This window comes from Dactylosporangium sp. NPDC000521 (genome assembly GCF_042898305.1).
Taxonomy (GTDB): domain Bacteria; phylum Actinomycetota; class Actinomycetes; order Mycobacteriales; family Micromonosporaceae; genus Dactylosporangium.
In genome coordinates, this window is record NZ_JBIAYW010000001.1 from 476,869 (window position 1) to 498,501 (window position 21,633).

The 21,633-nt window shown below is 74.0% G+C and carries 14 protein-coding genes; 10 read left to right on the forward strand and 4 right to left on the reverse strand.

Annotated elements, in window-relative coordinates:
• Window positions 1–37 precede the first annotated feature (37 nt).
• Window positions 38–2,386: a putative bifunctional diguanylate cyclase/phosphodiesterase gene (locus ACFY3L_RS02270; protein WP_389317782.1), complete on the reverse strand. Its 2,349-nt coding sequence runs from the start codon at window positions 2,384–2,386 to the stop codon at window positions 38–40.
• A gap of 195 nt (window positions 2,387–2,581) precedes the next feature.
• Window positions 2,582–3,475, reverse strand: coding sequence for a hypothetical protein (locus tag ACFY3L_RS02275; protein ID WP_389317785.1), 894 nt, complete (start codon window positions 3,473–3,475; stop codon window positions 2,582–2,584).
• A gap of 223 nt (window positions 3,476–3,698) precedes the next feature.
• Here ACFY3L_RS02275 and ACFY3L_RS02280 point away from each other — a divergent pair, with 223 nt between their 5' ends.
• The 4 genes from ACFY3L_RS02280 (at window position 3,699) to ACFY3L_RS02295 (ending at window position 12,963) form a co-directional block, all read left to right on the forward strand.
• Window positions 3,699–5,321 carry a TerD family protein gene (locus ACFY3L_RS02280; protein WP_389317788.1) on the forward strand — a complete coding sequence of 541 codons (1,623 nt, stop codon included), beginning with the start codon at window positions 3,699–3,701 and terminating at the stop codon, window positions 5,319–5,321.
• Between the two features lie 128 nt (window positions 5,322–5,449).
• The gene (locus ACFY3L_RS02285) at window positions 5,450–8,095 is read left to right on the forward strand and encodes a BTAD domain-containing putative transcriptional regulator (protein WP_389317791.1); all 2,646 of its coding nucleotides are present in this window, start codon (window positions 5,450–5,452) and stop codon (window positions 8,093–8,095) included.
• A gap of 118 nt (window positions 8,096–8,213) precedes the next feature.
• Entirely contained in the window at window positions 8,214–9,209 is a 996-nt protein-coding gene (locus ACFY3L_RS02290; protein WP_389319129.1) for a hypothetical protein, read from the forward strand.
• A gap of 190 nt (window positions 9,210–9,399) precedes the next feature.
• Window positions 9,400–12,963 carry a hypothetical protein gene (locus ACFY3L_RS02295; RefSeq protein ID WP_389317794.1) on the forward strand — a complete coding sequence of 1,188 codons (3,564 nt, stop codon included), beginning with the start codon at window positions 9,400–9,402 and terminating at the stop codon, window positions 12,961–12,963.
• A gap of 104 nt (window positions 12,964–13,067) precedes the next feature.
• Here the strand turns inward: ACFY3L_RS02295 and ACFY3L_RS02300 are convergent, their stop codons facing one another.
• Window positions 13,068–14,195 carry a sensor histidine kinase gene (locus tag ACFY3L_RS02300; RefSeq protein ID WP_389317797.1) on the reverse strand — a complete coding sequence of 376 codons (1,128 nt, stop codon included), beginning with the start codon at window positions 14,193–14,195 and terminating at the stop codon, window positions 13,068–13,070.
• Between the two features lies 1 nt (window position 14,196).
• Window positions 14,197–14,850 carry a response regulator transcription factor gene (locus tag ACFY3L_RS02305; protein ID WP_389317800.1) on the reverse strand — a complete coding sequence of 218 codons (654 nt, stop codon included), beginning with the start codon at window positions 14,848–14,850 and terminating at the stop codon, window positions 14,197–14,199.
• Between the two features lie 141 nt (window positions 14,851–14,991).
• Between ACFY3L_RS02305 and ACFY3L_RS02310 the strand changes: the two genes are divergently transcribed.
• The 6 genes from ACFY3L_RS02310 to katG all read left to right on the forward strand — a co-directional run bounded on the left by ACFY3L_RS02310 (window position 14,992) and on the right by katG (window position 21,620).
• Window positions 14,992–15,861: an ABC transporter ATP-binding protein gene (locus ACFY3L_RS02310; protein ID WP_389317803.1), complete on the forward strand. Its 870-nt coding sequence runs from the start codon at window positions 14,992–14,994 to the stop codon at window positions 15,859–15,861.
• Between the two features lie 85 nt (window positions 15,862–15,946).
• Window positions 15,947–16,945: a transmembrane transport protein gene (locus ACFY3L_RS02315; protein ID WP_389317806.1), complete on the forward strand. Its 999-nt coding sequence runs from the start codon at window positions 15,947–15,949 to the stop codon at window positions 16,943–16,945.
• 68 nt (window positions 16,946–17,013) lie between these two features.
• Complete coding sequence (locus tag ACFY3L_RS02320) at window positions 17,014–17,640, forward strand: DUF4328 domain-containing protein (protein WP_389317809.1); 627 nt, start codon at window positions 17,014–17,016, stop codon at window positions 17,638–17,640.
• 93 nt (window positions 17,641–17,733) lie between these two features.
• Window positions 17,734–18,681, forward strand: coding sequence for a hypothetical protein (locus tag ACFY3L_RS02325; protein ID WP_389317812.1), 948 nt, complete (start codon window positions 17,734–17,736; stop codon window positions 18,679–18,681).
• A gap of 213 nt (window positions 18,682–18,894) precedes the next feature.
• Window positions 18,895–19,311, forward strand: a complete 417-nt coding sequence (locus tag ACFY3L_RS02330; protein WP_389319131.1) for a Fur family transcriptional regulator — start codon at window positions 18,895–18,897, stop codon at window positions 19,309–19,311.
• 35 nt (window positions 19,312–19,346) lie between these two features.
• A complete protein-coding gene (gene katG, locus ACFY3L_RS02335; protein ID WP_389317815.1) occupies window positions 19,347–21,620 on the forward strand; it encodes a catalase/peroxidase HPI in 2,274 nt (757 codons plus the stop codon).
• Window positions 21,621–21,633 lie beyond the last annotated feature (13 nt).

Genomic DNA, 21,633 nt, shown 5'->3' on the forward strand with positions numbered 1-21,633 from the left:
ACCGGCCAGTGTGGGTGTGACGCGATCTCGCGGCGGCTCAGCGGTCGGCGCCGGTGAGGAACTGCTGGCGGGACAGGAGGCTGGACACGCTCTCGGCGGTCATCGGGCGGGCGAGGTGGTAGCCCTGGCCGACGGTGTAGCCGAGCTCGCGGAGCACCACCGCCTGCTCGGCGCTCTCGATGCCCTCGGCGACCGTGTCCAGGCCGAGGGTGTGGGCGAGCTGGACGACGGCGCGGGCGACCGCCTGGCGGGCGTTGACCGCGGCGGGCTGGCCGTCGTCGATCTCGACGCCGTCGACGAAGGACTTGTCGAGCTTGACGATCGCGGCGGGGAACGCGCGCAGGAGGCTCAGCGACGACTCGCCCGTGCCGAAGTCGTCCAGGGCCAGGCGGATGCCCATCCGGTCGAGCTCGTACAGCGTCCGGGACACCTGCTGCCCGCGCAGCACCGCGGACTCGGTCACCTCGAGCACCAGCCGCTCGCAGGGCAGGCCGCTGTCGGCGAGGGCGGCGGTGACGTCGGCGACGAAGTCGGGGTCGTGCAGCTGCCGGGCGGAGACGTTGGCGGCCGCCCGCAGCGGCGCGTCCGGGCCGAACTCGGCCAGCCACTTCGCGGCCTGCCGGCAGGTCTCACGCAGCACGTACCGGCCGAGCGGGACGATCAGTCCGGTCCGCTCCGCCGCAGGGATGAACTCCGCGGGACCGACCACGCCACGGGTCGGGTGGTGCCAGCGGACCAGGGCCTCGACGCCGACGAGCCGGTGGTCGTCGAGGCGCAGGATCGGTTGGTAGAGCACGCGGAGCTCGCCGCCGTCGAGGGCCCGCCGCAGCTCGCCGCCGAGCTGCATGTGGGCCAGGACGGGCTCGCCCATGCCGTCGACGTAGCGCACGAAGCCGGCCTTGCCGCGTTGTTTGGCGGTGTACATGGCGACGTCGGCGTCGCGCAGCACCGCGTCGACGGTGGCGCCGGGTGTCACCGCGGCGATGCCGATGCTGGCCTGCACGAGCAGCCGGTGCTCGCTGATCGGCTGGTCGAGCGCGGCCAGGATCCTGGCGGCGAGGTTCTCCGGGTCCGCGCCCGGGCCGGCGAGCAGCACCGCGAACTCGTCGCCGCCGACGCGCACCGGCAGGCCGGCGGTGCCGGCCTCGGCCTGCAGCAGCTGCGCGACGGAGACCAGCAGGCGGTCGCCGACGCCGTGGCCGAGCAGGTCGTTGACGGCCTTGAAGTCGTCCAGGTCGACCAGCAGCACCCACGCCGGGTCCGGCGAGGTCAGCGCCGTCGCGATCCGGCCCCGGAACAGTGCCCGGTTGGCGAGGCCGCTGAGGGCGTCGTGGCTCACCTCGTACCGCAGGCGCTCCTCCTGGTCGCGCATGTCGGCGAGCAGCCGCGTGTTGTCCTGGAACGCGAGGTACTGCCGGGCCGTGACCAGCGCCGTCACCAGCACGGCGGCGATCACCACGACGCGGCCGGGCCAGTCCAGCGGCGCGCCGAACGCCATCGCGACCAGCGGCAGGTCGACCGCGATCACCGCCAGGTACGGCAGCCACCTGCCGCTGCGGGCGCTGCCGCGGCGCAGCCCCAGGTTGGCCCGCCACTGCGCCGCGACGCCCAGCGTGGCCAGCACCGGCGTCAGCGGCATCACGACCGCCTGCGCGGGCACGGCGGCGACGAACCCGAACCGCACGGCGAGCACCGCGACGATCCCGGCGGTGACGCCGCCGCTGGCCGCGATGAGCCGGACCGCGGTCCGGTCGACCGGGCCGCCGGCGATGTACGACACCTTCGTCGCGGCGCCGACCGCGGCCAGGAACGCCAGCCCGACCAGCACCATCGCCTGCCGGCTCCACGGCTCCCGGGCCGACAGCATGGGGGCCAGCCCCGCGTACCAGAGGACCGCCGCGCAACCGAGGAACCCGATCGTGCGGTCCAGCAGCATCCGCCACCACTCGACGCCGCCGGTCGGCATCACCGGCACCCGGGCCACCGCCCACAACGCGGCCAGGAACCCGATCCCGACGCTCGCGGCCGCGAGGACCGGCATCGTGCGGGTATGGGCCTCGGCGGCGTGCGTGAGCATGTCGAGCGCCAGCCACGCGTACCCGATCGTGATCAATGCCATGGCGGCCCGCAGCCCGCGCCAGAACCGCCTGGCGACGGGGTCGAGCCCGCCGCCGAGCAGCATGTGGTGCACGGACGCGGTGGCCAGGACCCCGCCGACCGGCACGAAGACGTAGGCGAATGCCTCGGAGCCGACCCAGCCGGCCAGGAACGCGGCCCACCAGACGGTCCCGAGCAGCATGACGACGACGGCCGCCTGCACGTACCGCCACGCGACCATGCCGGCCGCGGGACCCGCCGACCGGAGCACCTCCCGCGTCACGGGCACGACACTATCGTGCCGGTTACGTCCCCGATCTCACCCGAACGTTCGAGGTTCACCGATTTGCGCCCTGCCATCGCCGTCGCCCGGCCGCCCCCGAACCGGCCGGTTCGGCGGGTGCCGCTCGGGGTGGTCCTGGCCTTCGGCGGACCGGACGCCGTGTCCGCGGACCCGCTGGGGCGGCGTGGTCCGCCCCAGCGGTTAGAGCTGGTTGACCTGGATCGGGGTGCCGTCGGCGCCGACCAGCAGCCGCGCGCCGAGCGGTGCGGCGAGGCGCATCTCGTACTCGGCGGTGCGCAGTATCGCCAGGTGCCCGCAGCTGTCGTTCGCCGGGCCGGGAGCCGTGCCGCTGACCACCGCCCGCAGCCCGATCGCGACCACCCGCGGCGACTCCACCACGACCGGCTCGTACCGGTGCTCCGGCCGTCCCGGGCAGGCCGGTTCGGGCGCCTCGAGCCGGATCGTGACGGTGCTGCCGCGGGCGGTCGCCGGGCCGAGCGGTGGCGCCTGGACCTTGGCGGGCGCCAGCACGTAGCCGTCGGCGGCGAGGGCGGGCCACAGCACCGGTCCGCCGCCGCCCTCGACCGTGAACACCCAGACGGGCAGGCTCGCGTCGCCCCGGTCCGTCCGGAACATCGCCGAGCCGTACGTCACCGCGGTGATCCGCACGACGCCCGTCGACCTGGGCGCAACGGTGCCCGGCGTGGCGCCGCTGAGAGCGGCGAACGCCTCCTGCGCGCCGAGGGAGGGCAGTTGCGCGGCCGGCTGCCCGGGCAGCGTGACGGCGACGGTCCCCGCCGGCGCCTGCGGCAACGGCTCCTGGATCGCGAGCAGGTACCGACCGTGCCGGAAGGCGTCCTGGGTGGCGCCGTCGGAGAACCCTGACGACAGCGGCAGCTCGTCCAGCAGCACGAGCGGCCGCGGCGTCCGGTCCGCCGGGAACTGCGCCCACCGCGTCACGGCCTCGGGTGCCACGCCCGACGGCAGCGGGCCCGGCGCGTCCGGCGTGCTTGCCGTCCCGCCACCGCACCCGGCGGCTCCCACCAGGGCGGCCAGCACCACCCCGACGCCCACGGCCCCCCACCGTCTCCTCATGACGTTCGATGTTACGTACCTGTTCTCAGCCGAACGTTCGAGGTGCACCGATCTACGCCCCGCGATCGACGGCCGGGATCGGCCGTTCGGCGATCTCGATGCGACGCATCGGGCGGCGACGGAACCCGCTCTGGCGGTGGCGGCGGGCGATCGGCTGGTTTCAGCGCGGAGTGATCGCAAGTTGGCGGTGCGTGTCGATACCCTCTCGGCCGGAGGTGGCGTGATGGCGGTTTCGGCGTTGGTACGGGGCGCGAACACCACGATCGACGAGACGATCGTGCAGGTGCTGGTGGCATGGCGGACCGGGTCGGTGGTGGACCCGTGCGCGCTGGTGCTGAACGCGAGCGGCAAGGTCCGCTCGGACGCCGACTTCGTGTTCTACAACCAGCCGAGCGGGGCAGCGGGCGCGGTCGAGCTGAGCACCGACGGGCAGTGCACCGCCAGCGTCGCGGTCGACCTGGGCCGCCTGCCGTCCGATGTGGACAAGGTGGTCATCGCCGGTTCCATGGACACGGGCACGTTCGACACGGTGCCGGGGCTGAAGGTCACGGTCACCGGGCAGCACGGGCGCGAGCTGGCGAGCTTCCCGCTCCTGGACGTCGAACGGGTCGCGGCGGTCGTGTTCGGCGAGCTGTACCGGCGCAACAACGGCTGGAAGTTCAGGGCGGTCGGCCAGGGCTGGGACAGCGGCCTCGCCGGCCTCGCGACGGACTACGGCGTCACCGTCGACGAGGACGACGACGCGCCGGCCACGGAGGCCCCGGCCACGCCCGCGCGGCAGGCGACAGAGCGGCCGGCCGACTGGTACGCCGCGCCCGGCAAGCCCGGCACGCTGCGCTGGTGGACCGGCGAGGAGTGGAGCGTGCAGGAGGTCCCGGACCTGCAGGACACCGTCACCAGGTGCGGGCGCTGCGGTGGGCCGAAGTACCGGCTGTCCGGGCACGACTCCGCCACCTGCGGCCGCTGCGAGCCGGAGATCGCGAACATCCTCGGCGTGTGGCGCACCAAGGCGGCCGGCGTCCTCGCCTCGACCGGGCCGAGCGGGCCGGCCTGGGATGCGCTGTGGGCGGAGCTGCGCTACCACCGCGTCCCGGAGAGCAACGGCCGGGAGATCCTGCGGCCGGTGGCACTGCACCACCTGCACCGGGTGCTGACGTTCGCGTTCGCCGACGACATCATCGAGCAGCACGAGATCGACGGGTTCGACGAGGCGGTCCGGCAGCTCGGCATCGCCGACCCGGCCATCAACGAGATGCGCCGGCGGATGCAGCGCGGCCTGGAGATCGGGCTGATCAGCAATGGCGAGGTGCCGCGGGTGCAGCAGACGACGCTGCACCTCGACGCCGGCGAGATCCTGCACCTGGAGGTGCCGGCGGTGCAGGTGCGGTACCTGTCGAGCGGCCCGAAGCGCACCAACGGCCGGCTCATCGCCACGAACTCGAAGCTCCGCTTCCTCGGCGACAGCGGCGGCGCCGACCTGGCCTGGTCGAAGGTCCTCGAGGTCCGTCCCGAGTACACCAACGTCGTCATCGCCGCGACCGTCAACAAGGGCGCCGGCACGTACGAGGTCAGTGACCCCGAGTACGTGTCGGCCGTGCTCACCGGGACGCTGCGGGTCGCGAAACGCATCGCGGCCGTGCCGGCGCAGCGCGACTCCCGGTCGGTGCCGCCCGCGGTACGGGCGGAGGTGTGGCGGCGCGACGGCGGTGCGTGTGTGGAGTGCCAGGCCACCGAGTACCTGGAGTTCGACCACGTCATCCCGTGGAGCCGCGGCGGCGCGACCAGTGTCGGAAATCTGCAGCTGCTGTGCCGGCGCTGCAACCTCGCCAAGGGCGCCCGCATCTGAGCGTCCTTTAGCTCACCGGCGCGGCTTGCGCAGGCGGACTTGCGACAGTCCGCCCGCGCAACCGCCGGGCCGTGCTGGTCGTCTGACCCGACGTCCTTTGTCAGCGATCATCGGGTAGGTGTACGGCCATGGCAGATCCGCGGTTCGCGGTCCTGGGGCGACTGGAGGTGACGATCGGCGGCGAGCAGGTGGACCTCGGCGGGCTGCGCCCGCGCATGCTGCTCGCGTTGCTGCTCAGCGCCGGTGGGCAGGAGGTGCCGTTCCACCGGGTCGTGGAGGTGCTGTGGGGCGCCGAGCCGCCCGCGACCGCGCTCGGCACCGTCCACAGCCACCTCGCCCGGCTCCGCCGCGCCCTCGAACCCGACCGGCCGCCCCGGTCGCCGGCACGGGTCCTGGTGCGGGTCGGCGGCGGCTACGCGGTGCGTCCCGCGCCCGGTGCGTTCGACGCCGACGTGTTCAGCGCGCTCGCGGCCGAGGGGCAGGACCTCATCGCGCACGGGCGGCTCGAGCAGGGGCGGGCCGCGCTGGACCGCGCCCTGGGGTTGTGGCGGGGCGGCGCGTACGCCGACTTCCCCGACGCCTCGTTCGCCCTGGTCGCGGGGCGTCGCCTCGAGGAGGAGCGGGTCCAGGCGCGCATCGGCCGGGTGACCGCCGACGTGGGTCTCGGGCGGCACGAGGCGGTGATCCCGGAGCTGTCGGGGCTGGCCCGCGAGCACCCCGGCCGGGAGCAGCTCTGGCAGTTGCTGGCGGTCGCGTTGTACCGGTCGGGCCGGCAGGTCGACGCCCTCGACGTGCTGCGGGAGGCCCGCGAGACGCTTGCCGGCCGGTTCGGTGTCGACGCCGGGCCGGGGCTGCGCGGCCTCGAGACGGCGATCCTGCGCCACGAGCCGCTGGCCGCCGGCGGTCCGGCCATCGTGGTCAGTGCCGACATCCCGCCGCCGGAGACGGACTTCGTGGGGCGTGCCGCGGAGCTGGTGGCCGTCGCCGAGCTGCTGCGGTCGGCGCGGGTCGTCACCGTGACCGGACCGCCGGGGGTCGGCAAGCGTCGCCTGGTGCTGGAGTACGGGCAGCGGCACGCCGACCTGACGGGGATCCCCACGGTCCGGTGGCCGGAGGATCCCGGCCCGGCGACCCGGCTGCTCGTGGTCGACGGGAACGCCGACCCGCACGACCTGGCCGCCGTCCTGGAACGCGCCGCTTCCTCCGGGCCGCGGGTGCTCGTCGCCGCCCGGGAGCCGCTCGGCGTGACCGGCGAGGCGCTGCTGGAGCTGGCGCCGCTGCCGGTCGGCGAGGCGGTCGACCTGTTCCTCGCGCGGGCGCCGGGCTTCGTCGCGCGGGCGCCGGGCACCGCGGACCGGCGGCTGGCCGCCGCGGTCTGCACCGCGGTCGGCTGCCTGCCGGCGGCGATCGAGCGGGCCGCGACGCTGTCCCGCGCGCTGCCGCTGTCCGCGCTCGCCGCGCACCTGCGCGAGGACCCCACCGCGCTGCTGGGACCGGCCACCGACCCGCTCGGCGGGGCGCTCACGCCGGTGGACGCGACGCTGCTCGGGCAGCTCGCCGTCTTCGAGGGCGGGTTCGACCTCGACGCGATGGGCGCGGTCGCACCGGGCGGGCACGGGCGGCTGCCGGGGCTCGTCGACCGGTCGCTGATCCAGGTCCACCGCGACGGCCGGACCGCGCACCGGTTCCGCATGGGCCGGCCGCTGCGCCAGTACGCCAGACACCTCATCGACGACGACGAGGCCGCCCGTGCCGTCCGCCGGCACCGGGAGTGGGTGCGGCGCATGGCCGGCGAGGCCGCGACCGAGCTGCGGACCAGCGCCGCCGACGAGTGGCTGCGCCGCCTGCACACCGAGCGCCGCAACGTGCGGGCCGCGCTGCGGAGTGCGCTCGCCGACGGGGACGGCGCCGCGGCCGTCGACATCGCCGGCGGGGTCGCCTGGTACTGGTTTCACGACGCCGCGACCGCGGAGGGCACCGCGTGGCTCCGGGCCGCGCTCGCCGCCGGCGGGCAGGACCGGTCGGCGGCCGGCCAGTCGGCACGGAGCCGGGCCAAGCTGGGCCTGTCGGCGCTGCGGTCGATCGCCGGTGACGTGCCCGACGCCGTCGCCCAGGCGCACGAGGCGGTGTGGGACGCCGAACGCGCCGGCCACGACTACCTGCGTGCCGACGCCCTGTGCTGCCTGTCGTTCGTGGCGGCGGCGTCCGGCGACGCGACGTTCGCCGGCGAGGCCGCCGCGCGGGCGCACCGCGCCGCGGAGAGGGTCGGCTGGCCGGACCTGCTCGCGCAGGGCCGGATGGTGTCCGGGCACGCCCGGTACCTGGCCGGCGACCTCAACGGCGCGGCGGAGCTGCTCGCCGCGGCCCGCGCCGAGGCCCGCGAGTGCGGCTACGGCTGGGTGGTGACCGTGGCCAGCTGGCTCGGCGTCGAGGTGGCCCTCGACCAGGCCCGCTACGACGACGCCCGGGAGGCCGCGCTGCGGCTCACCACCCGGCTCGACGACGCCCCGACGGTGAGCTCCTGGCTGGTGACGTCGCTGTCGCTGGCCCGCGCCCTGACCCTCACCGGCGACGGCGAGGCGGGCGCGCTGCTGTGGGGCGCGGTCACCGGCATCGGCCGACGGGTCGGCCTCACCGCCCAGGCCATCGGCCGCGCGAACGCCCACCGCAACCGCCACGGCGCCCCGGCCCCCCGCCACGCCGACGCCTACGTCCGCGGCCTGGACATGTCCCGCACCGAGGCCGGCGCCCTCATCTCCACCCTCACCCCGTGACGACGCGGCGTCGTGCCCCGGCACGACGCCGCCGGTCCGGCGTCCATCTCCGTGAAGCGCCGTGGCACTCCCCGGCACCCCTTGGCGCATCGCGGGCTTGGCGGGAGAATGCGCGGTGATGTTCGTGTGCGGGGGATGCGGGGCCGAGCTGACCGTGCCGGTGTCGGAGGTCGCGCTGCCGGTCCACACCCATCAGCACCCGTGGCACGAGCTGCTCGGTGTGCTGATGGAGCCCGGCACGTTCGCCGTGGATCCGGGCTCGTTCGGACCGCCCTGGCCGCCAGACCGGTATGTGCCGCCGGCGGACCTGCCGGGCGGGCCGAGCGGCGCGGTCGTCATCGCGCCCGGTGACGTCCGCGGCACCGTGTTCAGCGAGGTTGCCGCCGAAGGGGAGTGTTTCGGCCCCGACGGCCGGGACGGGCCCAACCTGGCGTGCGAACGCTGCGGCCGCCTGGTCGCGACGCGCATCGACGACTGCGGCCACTGGCAGGCGGTGTGGCTCGACCCGCGTGCGGTGCGCCACGTCAGCGGTGCCGTCGCGCCGGCCCTCACCTGGGACGAGCTCAGGGCGCAACGGCCCGGCGTCGGCCCGGTGGAGCAGCTGGGCTATTGGAGTCCACTGTGGTCGGCCGCGTTCGCGGCGGCGATGGCCCGGCTGCTGGCGTTGTCGGGCGGTGTACCGGTGGCCGTACCCGACGGCACGCTGGCAGAGCTGCTGCGACCGGCGCTCACGGCGATGCTGCCGGGCGGCGCGCCGGGCAGGACACTGACGCTCGCCGGACCGGGCCTGCCGGCCGGCGACGTGGACATCGCCCTGGTGCCACGGCATCCGCAGACCGGCGCGGTGTGGTCGCTGCCTGGCGCGGGCGACGGGGTGCCGCTGGAGTGGGACGTGTGGGCGCACCTGGCGCACCGGCCGAGACGCGGGCCGGTCGCGCTGCCCGCCGCGGAGCGCCGCGACGACCCGGCGCCGCTGCTGCCGGACAGGCCGTTCCACCTCGACCGGCACGTGTTCGTGGCGGCGCTGGGGCGGCTGCCGGAAGTGCGTGAGCCGTGGCTGCGGTCGGTGTACGACAAGGCCCGCCACCCCGGCAGCTTCGCGATGGTGTGGTGAGCGGGGCTCGCCACCTGGACCACCATGCCGCGCACGGACTGCTGCGCGGCCGGCACCGCCGCACGGAGCACCCTGATCGCCGCCAGATACACGAACCGGCTGGCCGACTGGCGACTGCGCCGTCGCGCCGAAGGTGCCCATAGTGAAGCCGACACAGGCTCGGAACAGGCTCCGACCAGGGGGACACGGCATGGGACAGGTGGGGTTCGCGGCGGGGTTCGCGCAGCACACGACGTACGGGACGGTCGAGGTCATCGTGCCCTGGCCGGCGGGCGGGTTCGCGCTGTACTGGTTCGACCGGGCCGCTGGGCGGTGGAGCGGGCCGTGGCCGTGCGTGCCGCCGTCGGCCGGAGTCGTCGACTCGGTCAGCTGGCACGAGGGTGACTACCAGAGCCAGGACGGCGAGCACAACAACTTCGAGCTGGTGACGGTCGAGTCGGGCCGGACCGTGCACTGGTTCCGGGACAACGGGCCGCCGAACCGGTGGACCCGCGCCCGCGTGGGACTGGGCGGGGACCTCGCCGACGCGGCGAGCGCGACGCTCACCCGTACCCACTGGGCGCCCGTCGACGGGGACAGCTCGCCGCGGCACAACCTGCTCCTGGTCTCCGCACCCCGCAAGGGTGGTGGTATCTACCAGCAGCGCCAGCTCATGACGCTGCACTCCACGGTGTACGACTGGACCGGCGGCCCGTTCGAGGAGATCGTCCAGCTGTACGCGGTGAGCGCCGACACCGAGCCCGTCACCGGACCGTTCGACGGTGTCGGCTGGGTGCTCGGGACGGTCGGCACCCACGACACGGACTTCGAGGACAACTACCGGGGCCGGGAGATGTACGTCGCGGTCCGTGGCGACGGCACGCTGCGCACGTTCGAGGAGAACCGGTACCCGCAGGACATCGGCCGCGGGGTGCGGGGGCGGCCCGCGATCATCCAGAGCGACCGCGGGCGCTCCGACCCGTACTTCGGCTTCGGCCGGCACGGCAACTACGAGCTGTTCGCGCCGTCGCGGACCGGCGGCATCCGGCACTTCTGGCGGCCGAACCCCGGCTACGCGCACGAGAACAACGACTGGGTCGAGGCGGGCACCGTCGGCACCGGGTTCTACGACGAGGTGTCGGTCGTGCAGCTGCGCGACGAGGACACACCCGACGGGGACAGCAGCGCGCCGCTGTGGCTGTTCGCGCGGTGCGACGGACAGCCATGGGTGGACCTGTTCCAGCAGCGGCACATCGCCGACGGGTTCCGCTGGGAGCAGCTGCCGGCGCTCGGCGACCCGGCCCGCCCGCGGGTGCGGCTCACCGTCGAGGAGGACTTCGTCGTGGTGTCGCCGCTCAAGCGCGGCGAGGTGCGGCGGATCCGGTACACCTGCTTCGAGGGCAGCCCGGTCATCTGGCTCTCCTCGGAGCCGGGTGTCTGGCAGTCGTACGCGGGGGAGGCCCTCCGGGCGCGGATGCGGGCGTCGACGGTCCGCACGCGGGGCGAGGCGGCGGCGGAGGAAGGCCTGGACACGTTCGAGCGGACCGGCCACCTGGACACGCCGCTGCTGACCGCCGGCACCGTGGTGCGGGTCTGGGGCACCACCGACCCGTCGGCCGACCCGCACGTGACGCCGCCGCCGCGCGCCGAGGTGGCGTACGTCATCGCGACCGGCCGGCCCGGGAACCTGATCCAGGAAGGCGCCGTGCTCGCGTCGCCCGCGGCGGACCGGGTCCGCCTCGAGGTCACGAACGACGCGCGGCCGGTCTGCCTCATCGCCGAGATCGGCGAGGGCGAGCCGGCGGCGCGCCGCCCGTACGGGCACACGTACCACGCGTTCGACAGTTGCTCGGGCCGCCTGGTGCTGGGCGAGCTGCGGCAGGCGTGGCAGGAGGACCTCGTCCAGGCGCCCGGCCACGAGCTGCGCCCCGGCGCCACGTACACCGTGATCGTGCGGGTCATGGACACCCGCGGCTACTGGGCGGAGACGGTCGCGCCGGTGACGCTGCGCCAGCGGCGGGTCGACGTCACCGTCGACAGGGTCGAGATCGTCGCGTCCGGTGACTCCGGCGCCGCCGACGGCTGGTTCAGCGCCGAGGTGTACTCGGGGCTGGTCCGGCAGGGCGTCGTCGAACGGGTCCAGCGGTGGCAGTTCGGCGACGAGGACAACTGGGCGGAGCTGGAGGCCGGCGACGTCTTCGGCACCGGCGGCTCGGTCCACCCCGGCGGTCCGCCGTGGACGGCGACGATCGGCCCCGGCCCGGCCGCGGTGCGCCCGTTCGGTGTACGGCTGGAGATCTTCGACGAAGACGGGCTGTTCGAGCCCGACGAGCACGCCAGCGGCGCCTGGGAGACCGAAGACGACCGGCCGGTCGTCGACGCGCCGTTCACCGTCCGCACCGACCGGGAGCCGTCCTACGCCACGGCGTCGGCGAGCGGGCGGTACACCGTCGCCTACGTCAGCCCGCCCGGCCATCCGGACCGGCTCGACTGGCGGGCCGCGCAGGTCGACACGAGCGCGGACCTGCCCGCCGGCGCGGACTACGACGGCGACGGCGTCCCCGACCGCGGCGTGTGGCGCCCGTGGCCCGGCGCGTGGGTGATCGAACCGTCCAGCGGCGGCCTGCGGACGTACGACCTCGGCGGACCGGGCGACCTGCCGGTGCCGGGCCCGTACGCGGGCACGCCGGGCGCCGAGCCGGCGGTGTGGCGCTCCGGCGTGCTGAGGACCCTCGCGGAGCCGTCCGGGACGACGCTGGCGGACCTGACGCCGCTCCGGGTCGGTGTCCTCGCCGCGTCCCTCGCCGCCCTCGTCGCGGCACTGCGCGCGGAAGGCCGCGACGCGACCGCCGCCGAGGCCGAGCTCGCGCAGGTGGAGATGGCCGCCTACGCGACGGCGGCGCTCTGGGTGACCCGCGCCCAGGCGGCCCACCCCACGGACATCCCCGCGCAGCTCGCGGCCGCCGGCAACGCGTGGGACGTCGTCGCCCGGCTCGCGGCGTCACCCGCCGTGACCCCGGAGCGGCTGCGGATCCTGGCGGCGCAGCTCGACCTGCTCGCGCGGCTGCTCGCCTTCGGCTCGACCGACTCGTCGGCGGGCGTGCGCGCCGCCACGCTCGCCCGCGAGCTGCACGCCCGGCTCGGCGGTCACGACCTGGAGATCGCCCGGTCCTGGTCCAACCAGGCGCTGACCCACCACGAGGTCGCGTTCCACCCCGCCCAGCCGCACCCGCAGGAGGAGCTGGCCGCGCAGCGGGAGGCGGCCGGGCACGCCGCCGACGCCTACGCGGCGGCGCTGCGCGGGCCGCTCGACGCCGCGCAGCGCCTCGCCGTCGCCCACGAGCTGGACCGGGTCGCCCGGCTGCGGGTCTTCGGCTCCGCCGACTCAGCACCCATGTCCGCGATCCTCCAGGTGGGCCGCGCGGTCTACGCGGACCTGCCCGGCGACCACCGGGCTGACCTCGGGGCGTCCTACACCAGTGAGGCCATCACCCACCACGAGATCGCGTTCCACCCGCAGCAGCAGCGCGCGGCCGCGGAGCTCACCGCCCAGCGGGCCGCCGCGAGACAGGCCGCCGAGCGCTACTTCGACCTGCTGCCCGCCGCCCTCGGCACGCTGCCCGAGGGTGACGTGCGGGCGATCGCCGGCAACCTGCGGCAGCTCACCGGCCTGCTCGCCTTCGGTCTCGACGACGCCGACACCAGCCCGGCCGCGTCGTGGGCGCGGGCCGCCGTGGTCCGGGCCGCCGACCTCGCCGCCCAGCTCGACCGGTGAGGCCCGTCCGGTGATCTCACCGCGCAGGCCGGCCCCGGCCCGTCGGTACCGACGCCGCGACGGCCACCGGAGCACCGGTCCCGGACGGGTTGGTGACGGGTTGGTCAGGTGCGGAACGACGGGAAGGTCACCTCGACGACCAGGCCGCCGCCCGGGCGCGGACTGGCTTCCAGCGTGGCGGCGTGCGCGGTGGCGATCGCGCGCACGATGGACAGGCCGAGGCCGTGGTGACCGTCGTCGGCGGTGCGCTGCATGCGCTGGAACGGCTCGAACAGCCGGTCGACCTGGTCCGGCGGGACGACCGGTCCGGTGTTGGCGATCGCGAAGCACACCCGGCCGACGAGCGCCCGGACCGCGACCTCGACCCGGCCGCCGGGCGCGTTGTAGTGGATCGCGTTGTCGCAGAGGTTCGCGACGAGGCGCGCGACGAGCAGCGGGTCGCCGTGGATGCGGGCCGGCTCGAGCGACGGCACCGCGCGCAGGCCGGCGCGGTCGAGGTCGCCGGACCGCTCGGCGAGTGCCTCCGCGGCGATCGCGGCCAGGTCGAAGGGCTCGTCGCGCGGCTGGTCGTGCTCGGTGCTGGACAGGGTGAGCAGCGACTCGAGCAGCCGCGCGCGGCCGGCGCTGATCTTCATCAGCCGCTGGAAGTTGGCCCGGAACGCCTCCACGTCGGCGTCGGGGTCGATGAGCGGCTCCTCCAGCAGCGCGTGCTCGACGGTCAGTGGGGTGCGCAGCTCGTGCGCGGCGTTGGCGACGAACCGCTTGTGCGCGTCCAGCGACGTCTCCAGGCGGCCGAGCAGGCCGTCGACGGTGTCCGCGAGGTCCTTGAGCTCGTCGCGGGGGCCGGTGACGGCGAGGCGCTCGTGGACGTTGCGCTCGGAGATGTGCTGCAGCCGCTCCGCCATCGTGCGCACCGGTCGCAGCAGCCGGCCGGCGATCAGCCAGCCGAACACCAGCGACAGCGCCGTCATGATGGCCAGGGCGAGGGCGGGCACCTTGAGCAGCGAATCCTGCTCGTGCACCGGGCCGACGACGTCCGGGCGGGCCACCGGACCCATCCCCGGGCCCGCCGGCGGCACCGGCGCCTTCTGCGGCAGGAAGCTCCGCACGTCACCGTCGAGACCCTGGGCGATGCTGTACATGATGACCAGCAGCACCGCGCCCGACACCACGGCGACCAGGCAGATGACCAGGGTGAGACGCCAGCGGAGGCGGTGCGGCCCGTTGCGCATCTCAGATCCGGTACCCGGCCCGGGGCACGGTCTCGATCAGCGGCGGGTCGCCGAGCTTCGCGCGCAGCCGGTTCATCGTCGCCTTCACCGTGGTCGTGAACGGGTCGGCCGCCTCGTCCCACACGCGATCGAGGAGCTCCTCGGCCGACACGACCCGGCCGCGGCAGGTGAGCAGGTACTCGAGCACCGCGAACTCCTTCGGGCTCAACGTCAGCCGCTCGCCGGCCCGCGCCGCGACGCGCTGCGCCGGGTCGAGCCGCAGGTCGCCGTGGGTCAGGACGGGCGGCGTCGCCGGCCGTGACCGCCGGCCGACGGCGCGCACCCGGGCGACCAGCTCCGCGTAGGCGAACGGCTTCGGCAGGTAGTCGTCGGCGCCGAGCCCCAGCCCTTCGACCCGCTCGGCGATCGTGCCCGAGGCGGTCAGCATCAGCACCCGCGCGGGGGAGCCCTGCGCGACGAGCGTGCGGCACACCTGGTCGCCGTGCACGCCCGGCAGGTCACGGTCGAGCACCACCACGTCGTAGTCGACCACCGACGTGCGCTCCAGCGCGGCGCCGCCGTCGTAGGCGACGTCGACCGCCATGCCCTCGCGCCGCAGCACCCGCGCCACCGAGTCGGCCAGCTCCGGTTGGTCCTCCACCACCAGCACCCGCATCGGCAGAAGGGTAGCCACGGCGCGGTCACAGCCCGGTCACAGCCGCGCGGACCGTGCCGTGACCGCCCGGCGCCTAGAACTTGACCTCGACACGATCCAACCACGATCCAACCACGATCCAACGAGGACTAGGAGCCGGCGATGACAGCGGTCATCGAAACCCAGGCACTCGGCAAGCGCTACGGGCACGTCACGGCGCTCACCGACTGCACCCTCAGCGTCCCGGAAGGGCGCGTCGTCGGGCTGGTCGGCCCGAACGGCGCCGGCAAGTCGACCCTCCTCGGGCTGGTCTGCGGGCTGATCGCACCGAGCGACGGCAGCATCGCCGTGCTCGGCAACCGGCCCGCCGCGAGCGCGACGCAGCTGGCCCGGGTCGGGTTCGTCGCGCAGGACGCCCCGATCTACGGCAACCTCACCGTCGCCGACCACCTGCGGCTCGGCGCCCACCTGAACCCGCGCTGGGACGCCGCGCTCGCCGAACGCCGAATCCGGCAGCGCAACCTGGACCCGCGGCAGAAGGCCGGCCGGCTCTCCGGCGGGCAACGGGCCCAGCTCGCGCTGACCCTCGCCGCCGCGAAACGCGCCGACCTGCTCATCCTCGACGAGCCCGTCGCCGCGCTCGACCCCCTCGCCCGGCGCGCGTTCCTGCAGGACCTGCTCGACTTCGTCGGCGAACTCGGCGTCAGCGTCGTGCTCTCCTCCCACCTGCTCGGCGACCTCGAGCGGGTCTGCGACCACCTCATCGTGCTCGCCTCGGCGCGCGTGCAGCTCAACGGCGACGTCGCTCAGCTGCTCGCGGAGCACCAGCGGCTCACCGGCGCGCCGCCCGGGTTCGACCGGCTGCCCGCCGGCGCCGACATCATCCACGCCGAGCAGAACACGATGATCGTCCGCACGGCCACCCCGATCGACGGCGCCGACCGCGTCGACCTCGAGGACCTCGTCCTCGCCTACCTCACCCGCGCCGCGAGCTTCGACGGCGCCCCGATGCTCGCGGCGGCGAACCGATGACCGGCGTGGAGCGGAGCAGAGGGCTGGGCATCATGAGCGCAGGGTGCGGGTCAGGCCGGCGCCGCAGCGCAGCGGAGGTGACGGCGTGACCTGGCTCACTTGGAGACAGTTCCGTGTGCAGGCCATGGTGACCGCGGCCGCCCTCGCCGCCCTCACCGTGTACCTGCTGGTGCTCGGGTTCGGCATCCGCGCCGCGTACGACACCGACATCGCCGCCTGCACCCCTGCCACGTGCAGCGCGGCGGTCGAGCACTTCACCGACACGTACGCCGCACAGATCGGCATCGTCGGCATGCTGCTGCTGGCGATCCCCGCCCTCGTCGGCATCTTCTGGGGCGCGCCGCTGGTCGCCCGGGAGCTGGAGGAGAAGACCGACAAGCTGGTCTGGAACCAGAGCGTCACCCGGGCCCGCTGGCTCGCGGTCAAGCTCGGCCTCCTCGGCGCCGTGACCGTGCTCGTCAGCGGCGTGCTCAGCCTCCTGCTGACGTGGAGCGCCAGCCGCTACGACCAGGTCACCGGCGACCGCTTCGCCGCGCTGAACTTCGCCGCCCGCAACGTCGTGCCCGTCGGCTACGCCCTCTTCGCCTTCACCCTCGGCGCGGTCACCGGCATGATCGTGCGGCGCACCCTGCCGGCGATGGCGATCACCTTGGCCGTGTTCGCGCTGGTACAGGTGGCGGTGCCCAACGGCGTCCGCCAGCACATCATGCCGCCGGTCACCGAGACGGTGACGGTCGACGCGGCGGTCATGGAGCGCATCAACGGCCTCGGCATCAGGGGCACCGAGGGCGCGTTCGTGACGGGGTACAGCGCGCCCGGCGTGTGGTCGCTCAGCGAGGAGACGAAGCTGTTCAAGCCGGACGGGTCGCCGTACCTCGAGGCCGACGCCGTGCCGTGCATGGCCGCCGGCAGCTTCGCGAAGGCCAAGGCGTGCACGGCGAGCCAGAACCTGCACTTCTCCTACGTCTACCAGCCGGGCTCCCGGTACTGGCCCTTCCAGTGGATCGAGCTGTCCGCCTTCCTGGCCCTGACCCTGCTGCTGACCGCCCTCGGCTTCCTGTGGATCCGCCGCCGCACCAGCTGACGCGTTTCTGACAGGCGCCGCACGTGGATTGCAGGTGGCTTGCAATTGGTGCGGTGCATGCTGCCCGAATGATCGAGACGGGTACCGCTGCACCGCACCGCCTTGCGACGACCGGCTGGGTGGTGATCGGCGCGCTCGGCGTGGCCGCACTGGCGCACGCGTACACCATCGTCGACTCGGCCCGCGGGCCTGCGACCGGCACCGGCGAGGTCGTCGCGTCCGAGTCCAGCTTCACCCTCGGCATCTTCACCAACGCCGACACCCAGTCGATCGTGCTCAACGCGGCCCGGCTGCTGGTGCTCGCCGCCCTCATCGTCTGGCTGTACCTGGTCCGCGACAACTTCGACCGGCGCGACGAGACCAGCGTCCGGTGGCCCAAGGCGTTCACGATCGCCGGCTGGTTCATCCCCGTCGCCAACATCGTCATCCCGCAGCAGGTGGTCAAGGAGCTGTACGCCCGCAGCAACCCCGACCGGTCGTGGACCCCGACCGGCGTGGTCAGCTCCTGGTGGCTGTTGCTGCTGATCAGCCTGTTCGCGTCCACCGAGACGAAGGTCTACGCCGACGGCTTCAAAGACGTGCACACCCCGGTCGAGGTCGCATACGTCACCGGCGGCGCGGGCATCCTCGCCGCGCTCCTCGCCGCGTTCATCGTCTGGCGCATCAGCACCTGGCAGGACAACGCCCAGGTCTGACAGGGCAAGCTGACGACGGCGTCGCCGGGGAGCGCGGCGGGACGTCGCCCGGGTGACCTGTCCGTCCGTGGTGCCGTGCGGCACCATGACGCCATGGATCTCCCGACCCTGGTGGCCACGCTGAGCGACCCGCGGCCACAGGACCGGGCCTGGGCCGCCCTGGCGACCGACCATGCGGTCTCCGAGCGCCTGATCCGGGCCGCCGAACACCCCCGCGCCTTCGACCACGCCTGCCGGACGCCGCCCGCGCACTGGCCACACCCCGGCGAGCCGCACGAGGCGCTGATCACCGCCGTCTGCGACCGGGTCGACGAGTTCGAGCGGCTGCTGAACGCCGCCCTGGCCGCCGCCGAGCTGCGGGACGCGTCGTTCGGGCCGTACCTGCGCGTCGCGTTCCCCTCGGGCCTCGTCGAAGACGGCACGGCATCGGCCGAGCAGGCTTGTTTCGCACGGGCGCTCACGGCCCGTGACGACGTGTGGGACCCGGCCCGGCGTGCGGTGTTCGCCGCTGCCGGCCTCCCGCACGACCGCGACCGCTGGTGCGCGGTCCGCGTCCCGGAAGTGCTCGACGACCGCGGCCGGCCGACCTACTCCTCGGCGAGCATCGTGATCCTTCCCGTCGACCGGCACCTGCGCAGCAACCCGCGGATGTACCTGGGCCGGGAGCGTTCCGATCCTCGCCTGCTCGGCGCGCTGCTGGACGCCATCCGGCGCGACGGTCTTCGTGTCGACGTCGAAGGGCCGTTGCGCTTCGCGGTGACCGGTGGTCCCGACGACCCGCGGCCTGACCCCGAGGACCTGGTCACCGGCCCGATGCCCTGGCAGCCGCGGCTGTTCGGGGTCAGGACCGCGGCGGCGTTCAGCCTGGGGGTGACGGTCCACCAGTGGGTCGACGGCATCGCGTACCGGCAGCAGTTCGTCGACGGCATGCCGGTGGGGCCTCGCGAGACGATCGGCCCTGCCGACCACGAGGACGGCTTCCACATCGTGTTCGAGCTCGACCAGGAGTGGCTGCCGGCCGGTGCGCGGCTTCCAGGCTGACGTGGCAGTGGGTCGGTGCGGTTGTTCCCCCGTCGGCCGCGCCGGGGGCGGTCGCACCATCCGCGTGGGGTGAGCGGGCGGCGCGGCAGCGGGCGGCGCGGCAGCGGGCGGCGCGGCAGCGGGCGGCGCGGCGGCTCATCCGGCAGGATGAAGCGCAGGAACACGTCCGGTGAAAACTTGAACTGTTCCAGACTAGTGGTCTATGTTGATCGTGTGACGTTCGACTTCGAGGCGCAGTTGCGGGCGGCCTCGTTGCGGGTGACGAAGCCGCGGCTGGCGGTCCTCGCCGCGCTGCGCGAGCACCGGCACGTCGACACGGACACCGTGATCGCCCTCGTGCGCGCCGAACATCCCATGGTCTCCCACCAGGCGGTCTACGATGTTCTGCGGGCGCTCACCGACGCCGGTCTGGTGCGGCGCATCGAGCCGGCCGGCACGACCGCCCGCTACGAGTCCCGGGTGGCGGACAACCACCACCACGTCGTGTGCCGTTCGTGTGGCGCGATCGCCGATGTCGACTGCGCCGCCGGCCACGTTCCTTGTCTCACCGCCTCGGACGACCACGGCTATGTGGTCGACGAGGCGGAAGTCGTCTATTGGGGCACCTGCCCCGACTGCGCTTCGAAATGATTCGGTCCGTTCGGACGAAAGACGGAAGGAAGTACATGAGCGACACCCAGGACCAGGCCCCGGCCAGCGCGCAGGGCGTGGACCAGAAGGCCGCGGCCGGCTGCCCGGTCGCGCACGACTCCGTGACGGCACACGGCAGCGAGAGCGAAAACCCGGCGATCGACTCGCCGACCCCGAAGACCGGCGTCCGTCCGCGCACCAACCGCGACTGGTGGCCCAACCAGCTCGACCTTTCCGTGCTGCACGCCCACTCGTCCAAGGGCAACCCGCTCGGGCCGGACTTCAGCTACGCCAAGGAGTTCCAGAAGCTCGACGTCGAGGCGCTCAAGCGGGACATCACCGAGGTGCTGACCACGTCGCAGGACTGGTGGCCGGCCGACTTCGGGCACTACGGCGGCCTGATGATCCGGATGAGCTGGCACGCCGCCGGCACGTACCGGATCCACGACGGCCGCGGCGGCGCCGGCGACGGCGGCCAGCGCTTCGCCCCGCTCAACAGCTGGCCCGACAACGCCAACCTCGACAAGGCCCGCCGGCTGCTGTGGCCGGTGAAGGCCAAGTACGGCCAGAAGATCTCGTGGGCCGACCTGCTCGTGCTCGCCGGCAACGTGGCCCTGGAGTCGATGGGCTTCAAGACCTTCGGCTTCGGCTTCGGCCGTGAGGACGTCTGGGAGCCCGAGGAGATCTTCTGGGGACCCGAGGACGCCTGGCTCGGCGACGAGCGGTACGTCGGCGAGGCCGAGATGGCGTCCGACGTCGGCGCGACCGAGATGGGCCTCATCTACGTCAACCCCGAGGGCCCGCGCGGCAACGCCGACCCGCTCGCCGCGGCGCACTTCATCCGTGAGACGTTCGGCCGCATGGCGATGAACGACGAGGAGACCGTCGCCCTCATCGCCGGTGGCCACACGTTCGGCAAGACCCACGGCGCCGGCGTCGCCGACGACCACGTGGGCCCGGAGCCCGAGGGCGCCCCGATCGAGGCGCAGGGCCTCGGCTGGCTGAGCACGCACGGCTCCGGCAAGGGCGCCGACACGATCACCAGCGGCCTCGAGGTCACCTGGACCGACAAGCCGACCCAGTGGAGCAACCGCTTCTTCGAGATCCTCTTCGGCTACGAGTGGGAGCTCACCACCAGCCCGGGCGGCGCGAAGCAGTGGGTCGCCAAGGACGCCGAGGCGATCATCCCGGACGCGCACGACCCGTCCAAGAAGCACAAGCCCACCATGCTCACCACCGACCTCTCGCTGCGGGTGGATCCGGCGTACGAGAAGATCTCCCGCCGCTTCCTCGAAAACCCCGACGAGTTCGCGCTCGCCTTCGCCAAGGCCTGGTACAAGCTGCTGCACCGCGACATGGGGCCGGTCAGCCGCTTCCTGGGCCCGTGGGTCCCGGAGCAGCAGCTGTGGCAGGACCCGATCCCGGCCGTCGAGGGCCAGCTCGTCGGCGACGCCGACGTCGCCGCGCTCAAGGCGAAGGTCCTCGACTCGGGCCTCAGCGTCGCGCAGCTGGTCTCCACCGCGTGGGCGTCGGCGGCGAGCTTCCGCTACACCGACAAGCGCGGCGGTGCCAACGGCGCCCGCATCCGCCTGGAGCCCCAGCGCAGCTGGGAGGTCAACCAGCCGGCGCAGCTCGCCGAGGTCCTCGGCAAGCTCGAGGGCATCCAGCAGGAGTTCAACGCCGCGGGCGGCGCGCAGATCTCCCTCGCCGACCTCATCGTGCTGGCCGGCTCGGCCGCCGTGGAGAAGGCGGCCCGCGACGCGGGCGTCGAGGTGACCGTGCCGTTCCGGGCCGGCCGCACCGACGCCACCCAGGAGCAGACCGACGTCGAGTCGTTCCGCGTCCTGGAGCCCCGCGCCGACGGCTTCCGCAACTACCTGCGCCCCGGCGAGAAGACCCAGCCGGAGATCCTGCTCGTCGACCGCGCGTACATGCTGAACCTCACCGCTCCCGAGATGACCGTCCTCGTCGGCGGCCTGCGGGCGCTGGGCAACAACGTCGGCGGCGCCGCGCACGGTGTCCTCACCGACCGCCCGGGCGTGCTCACCAACGACTTCTTCGCCAACCTGCTCTCCCCGGGCACCAAGTGGAAGGCGTCGTCGGAGGAGCACGTCTACGAGATCCGCGACCTGGCCACCGACGAGGTGAAGTGGACCGCCACCGCGGTCGACCTCATCTTCGGCTCCAACTCGCAGCTGCGCGCCCTCGCCGAGGTCTACGCCAGCGCCGACGCCCGCGAGAAGTTCGTCACCGACTTCGTCGCGGCCTGGACGAAGGTCATGGAGCTGGACCGCTTCGACCTGTCCTGAACCGGCATTGAGA

Bases quoted from the DNA above. Each gene is read 5' to 3' on its own strand.
- ACFY3L_RS02310 (WP_389317803.1), top strand. From the start codon at position 14,992: ATGACAGCGGTCATCGAAACCCAGGCACTCGGCAAGCGCTACGGGCAC.
- ACFY3L_RS02285 (WP_389317791.1), top strand. From the start codon at position 5,450: ATGGCAGATCCGCGGTTCGCGGTCCTGGGGCGACTGGAGGTGACGATC.
- ACFY3L_RS02305 (WP_389317800.1), bottom strand. From the start codon at position 14,850: ATGCGGGTGCTGGTGGTGGAGGACCAACCGGAGCTGGCCGACTCGGTG.
- ACFY3L_RS02290 (WP_389319129.1), top strand. From the start codon at position 8,214: ATGTTCGTGTGCGGGGGATGCGGGGCCGAGCTGACCGTGCCGGTGTCG.
- ACFY3L_RS02295 (WP_389317794.1), top strand. From the start codon at position 9,400: ATGGGACAGGTGGGGTTCGCGGCGGGGTTCGCGCAGCACACGACGTAC.
- katG (WP_389317815.1), top strand. From the start codon at position 19,347: ATGAGCGACACCCAGGACCAGGCCCCGGCCAGCGCGCAGGGCGTGGAC.
- ACFY3L_RS02325 (WP_389317812.1), top strand. From the start codon at position 17,734: ATGGATCTCCCGACCCTGGTGGCCACGCTGAGCGACCCGCGGCCACAG.
- ACFY3L_RS02300 (WP_389317797.1), bottom strand. From the start codon at position 14,195: ATGCGCAACGGGCCGCACCGCCTCCGCTGGCGTCTCACCCTGGTCATC.
- ACFY3L_RS02280 (WP_389317788.1), top strand. From the start codon at position 3,699: ATGGCGGTTTCGGCGTTGGTACGGGGCGCGAACACCACGATCGACGAG.
- ACFY3L_RS02275 (WP_389317785.1), bottom strand. From the start codon at position 3,475: ATGAGGAGACGGTGGGGGGCCGTGGGCGTCGGGGTGGTGCTGGCCGCC.
- ACFY3L_RS02320 (WP_389317809.1), top strand. From the start codon at position 17,014: ATGATCGAGACGGGTACCGCTGCACCGCACCGCCTTGCGACGACCGGC.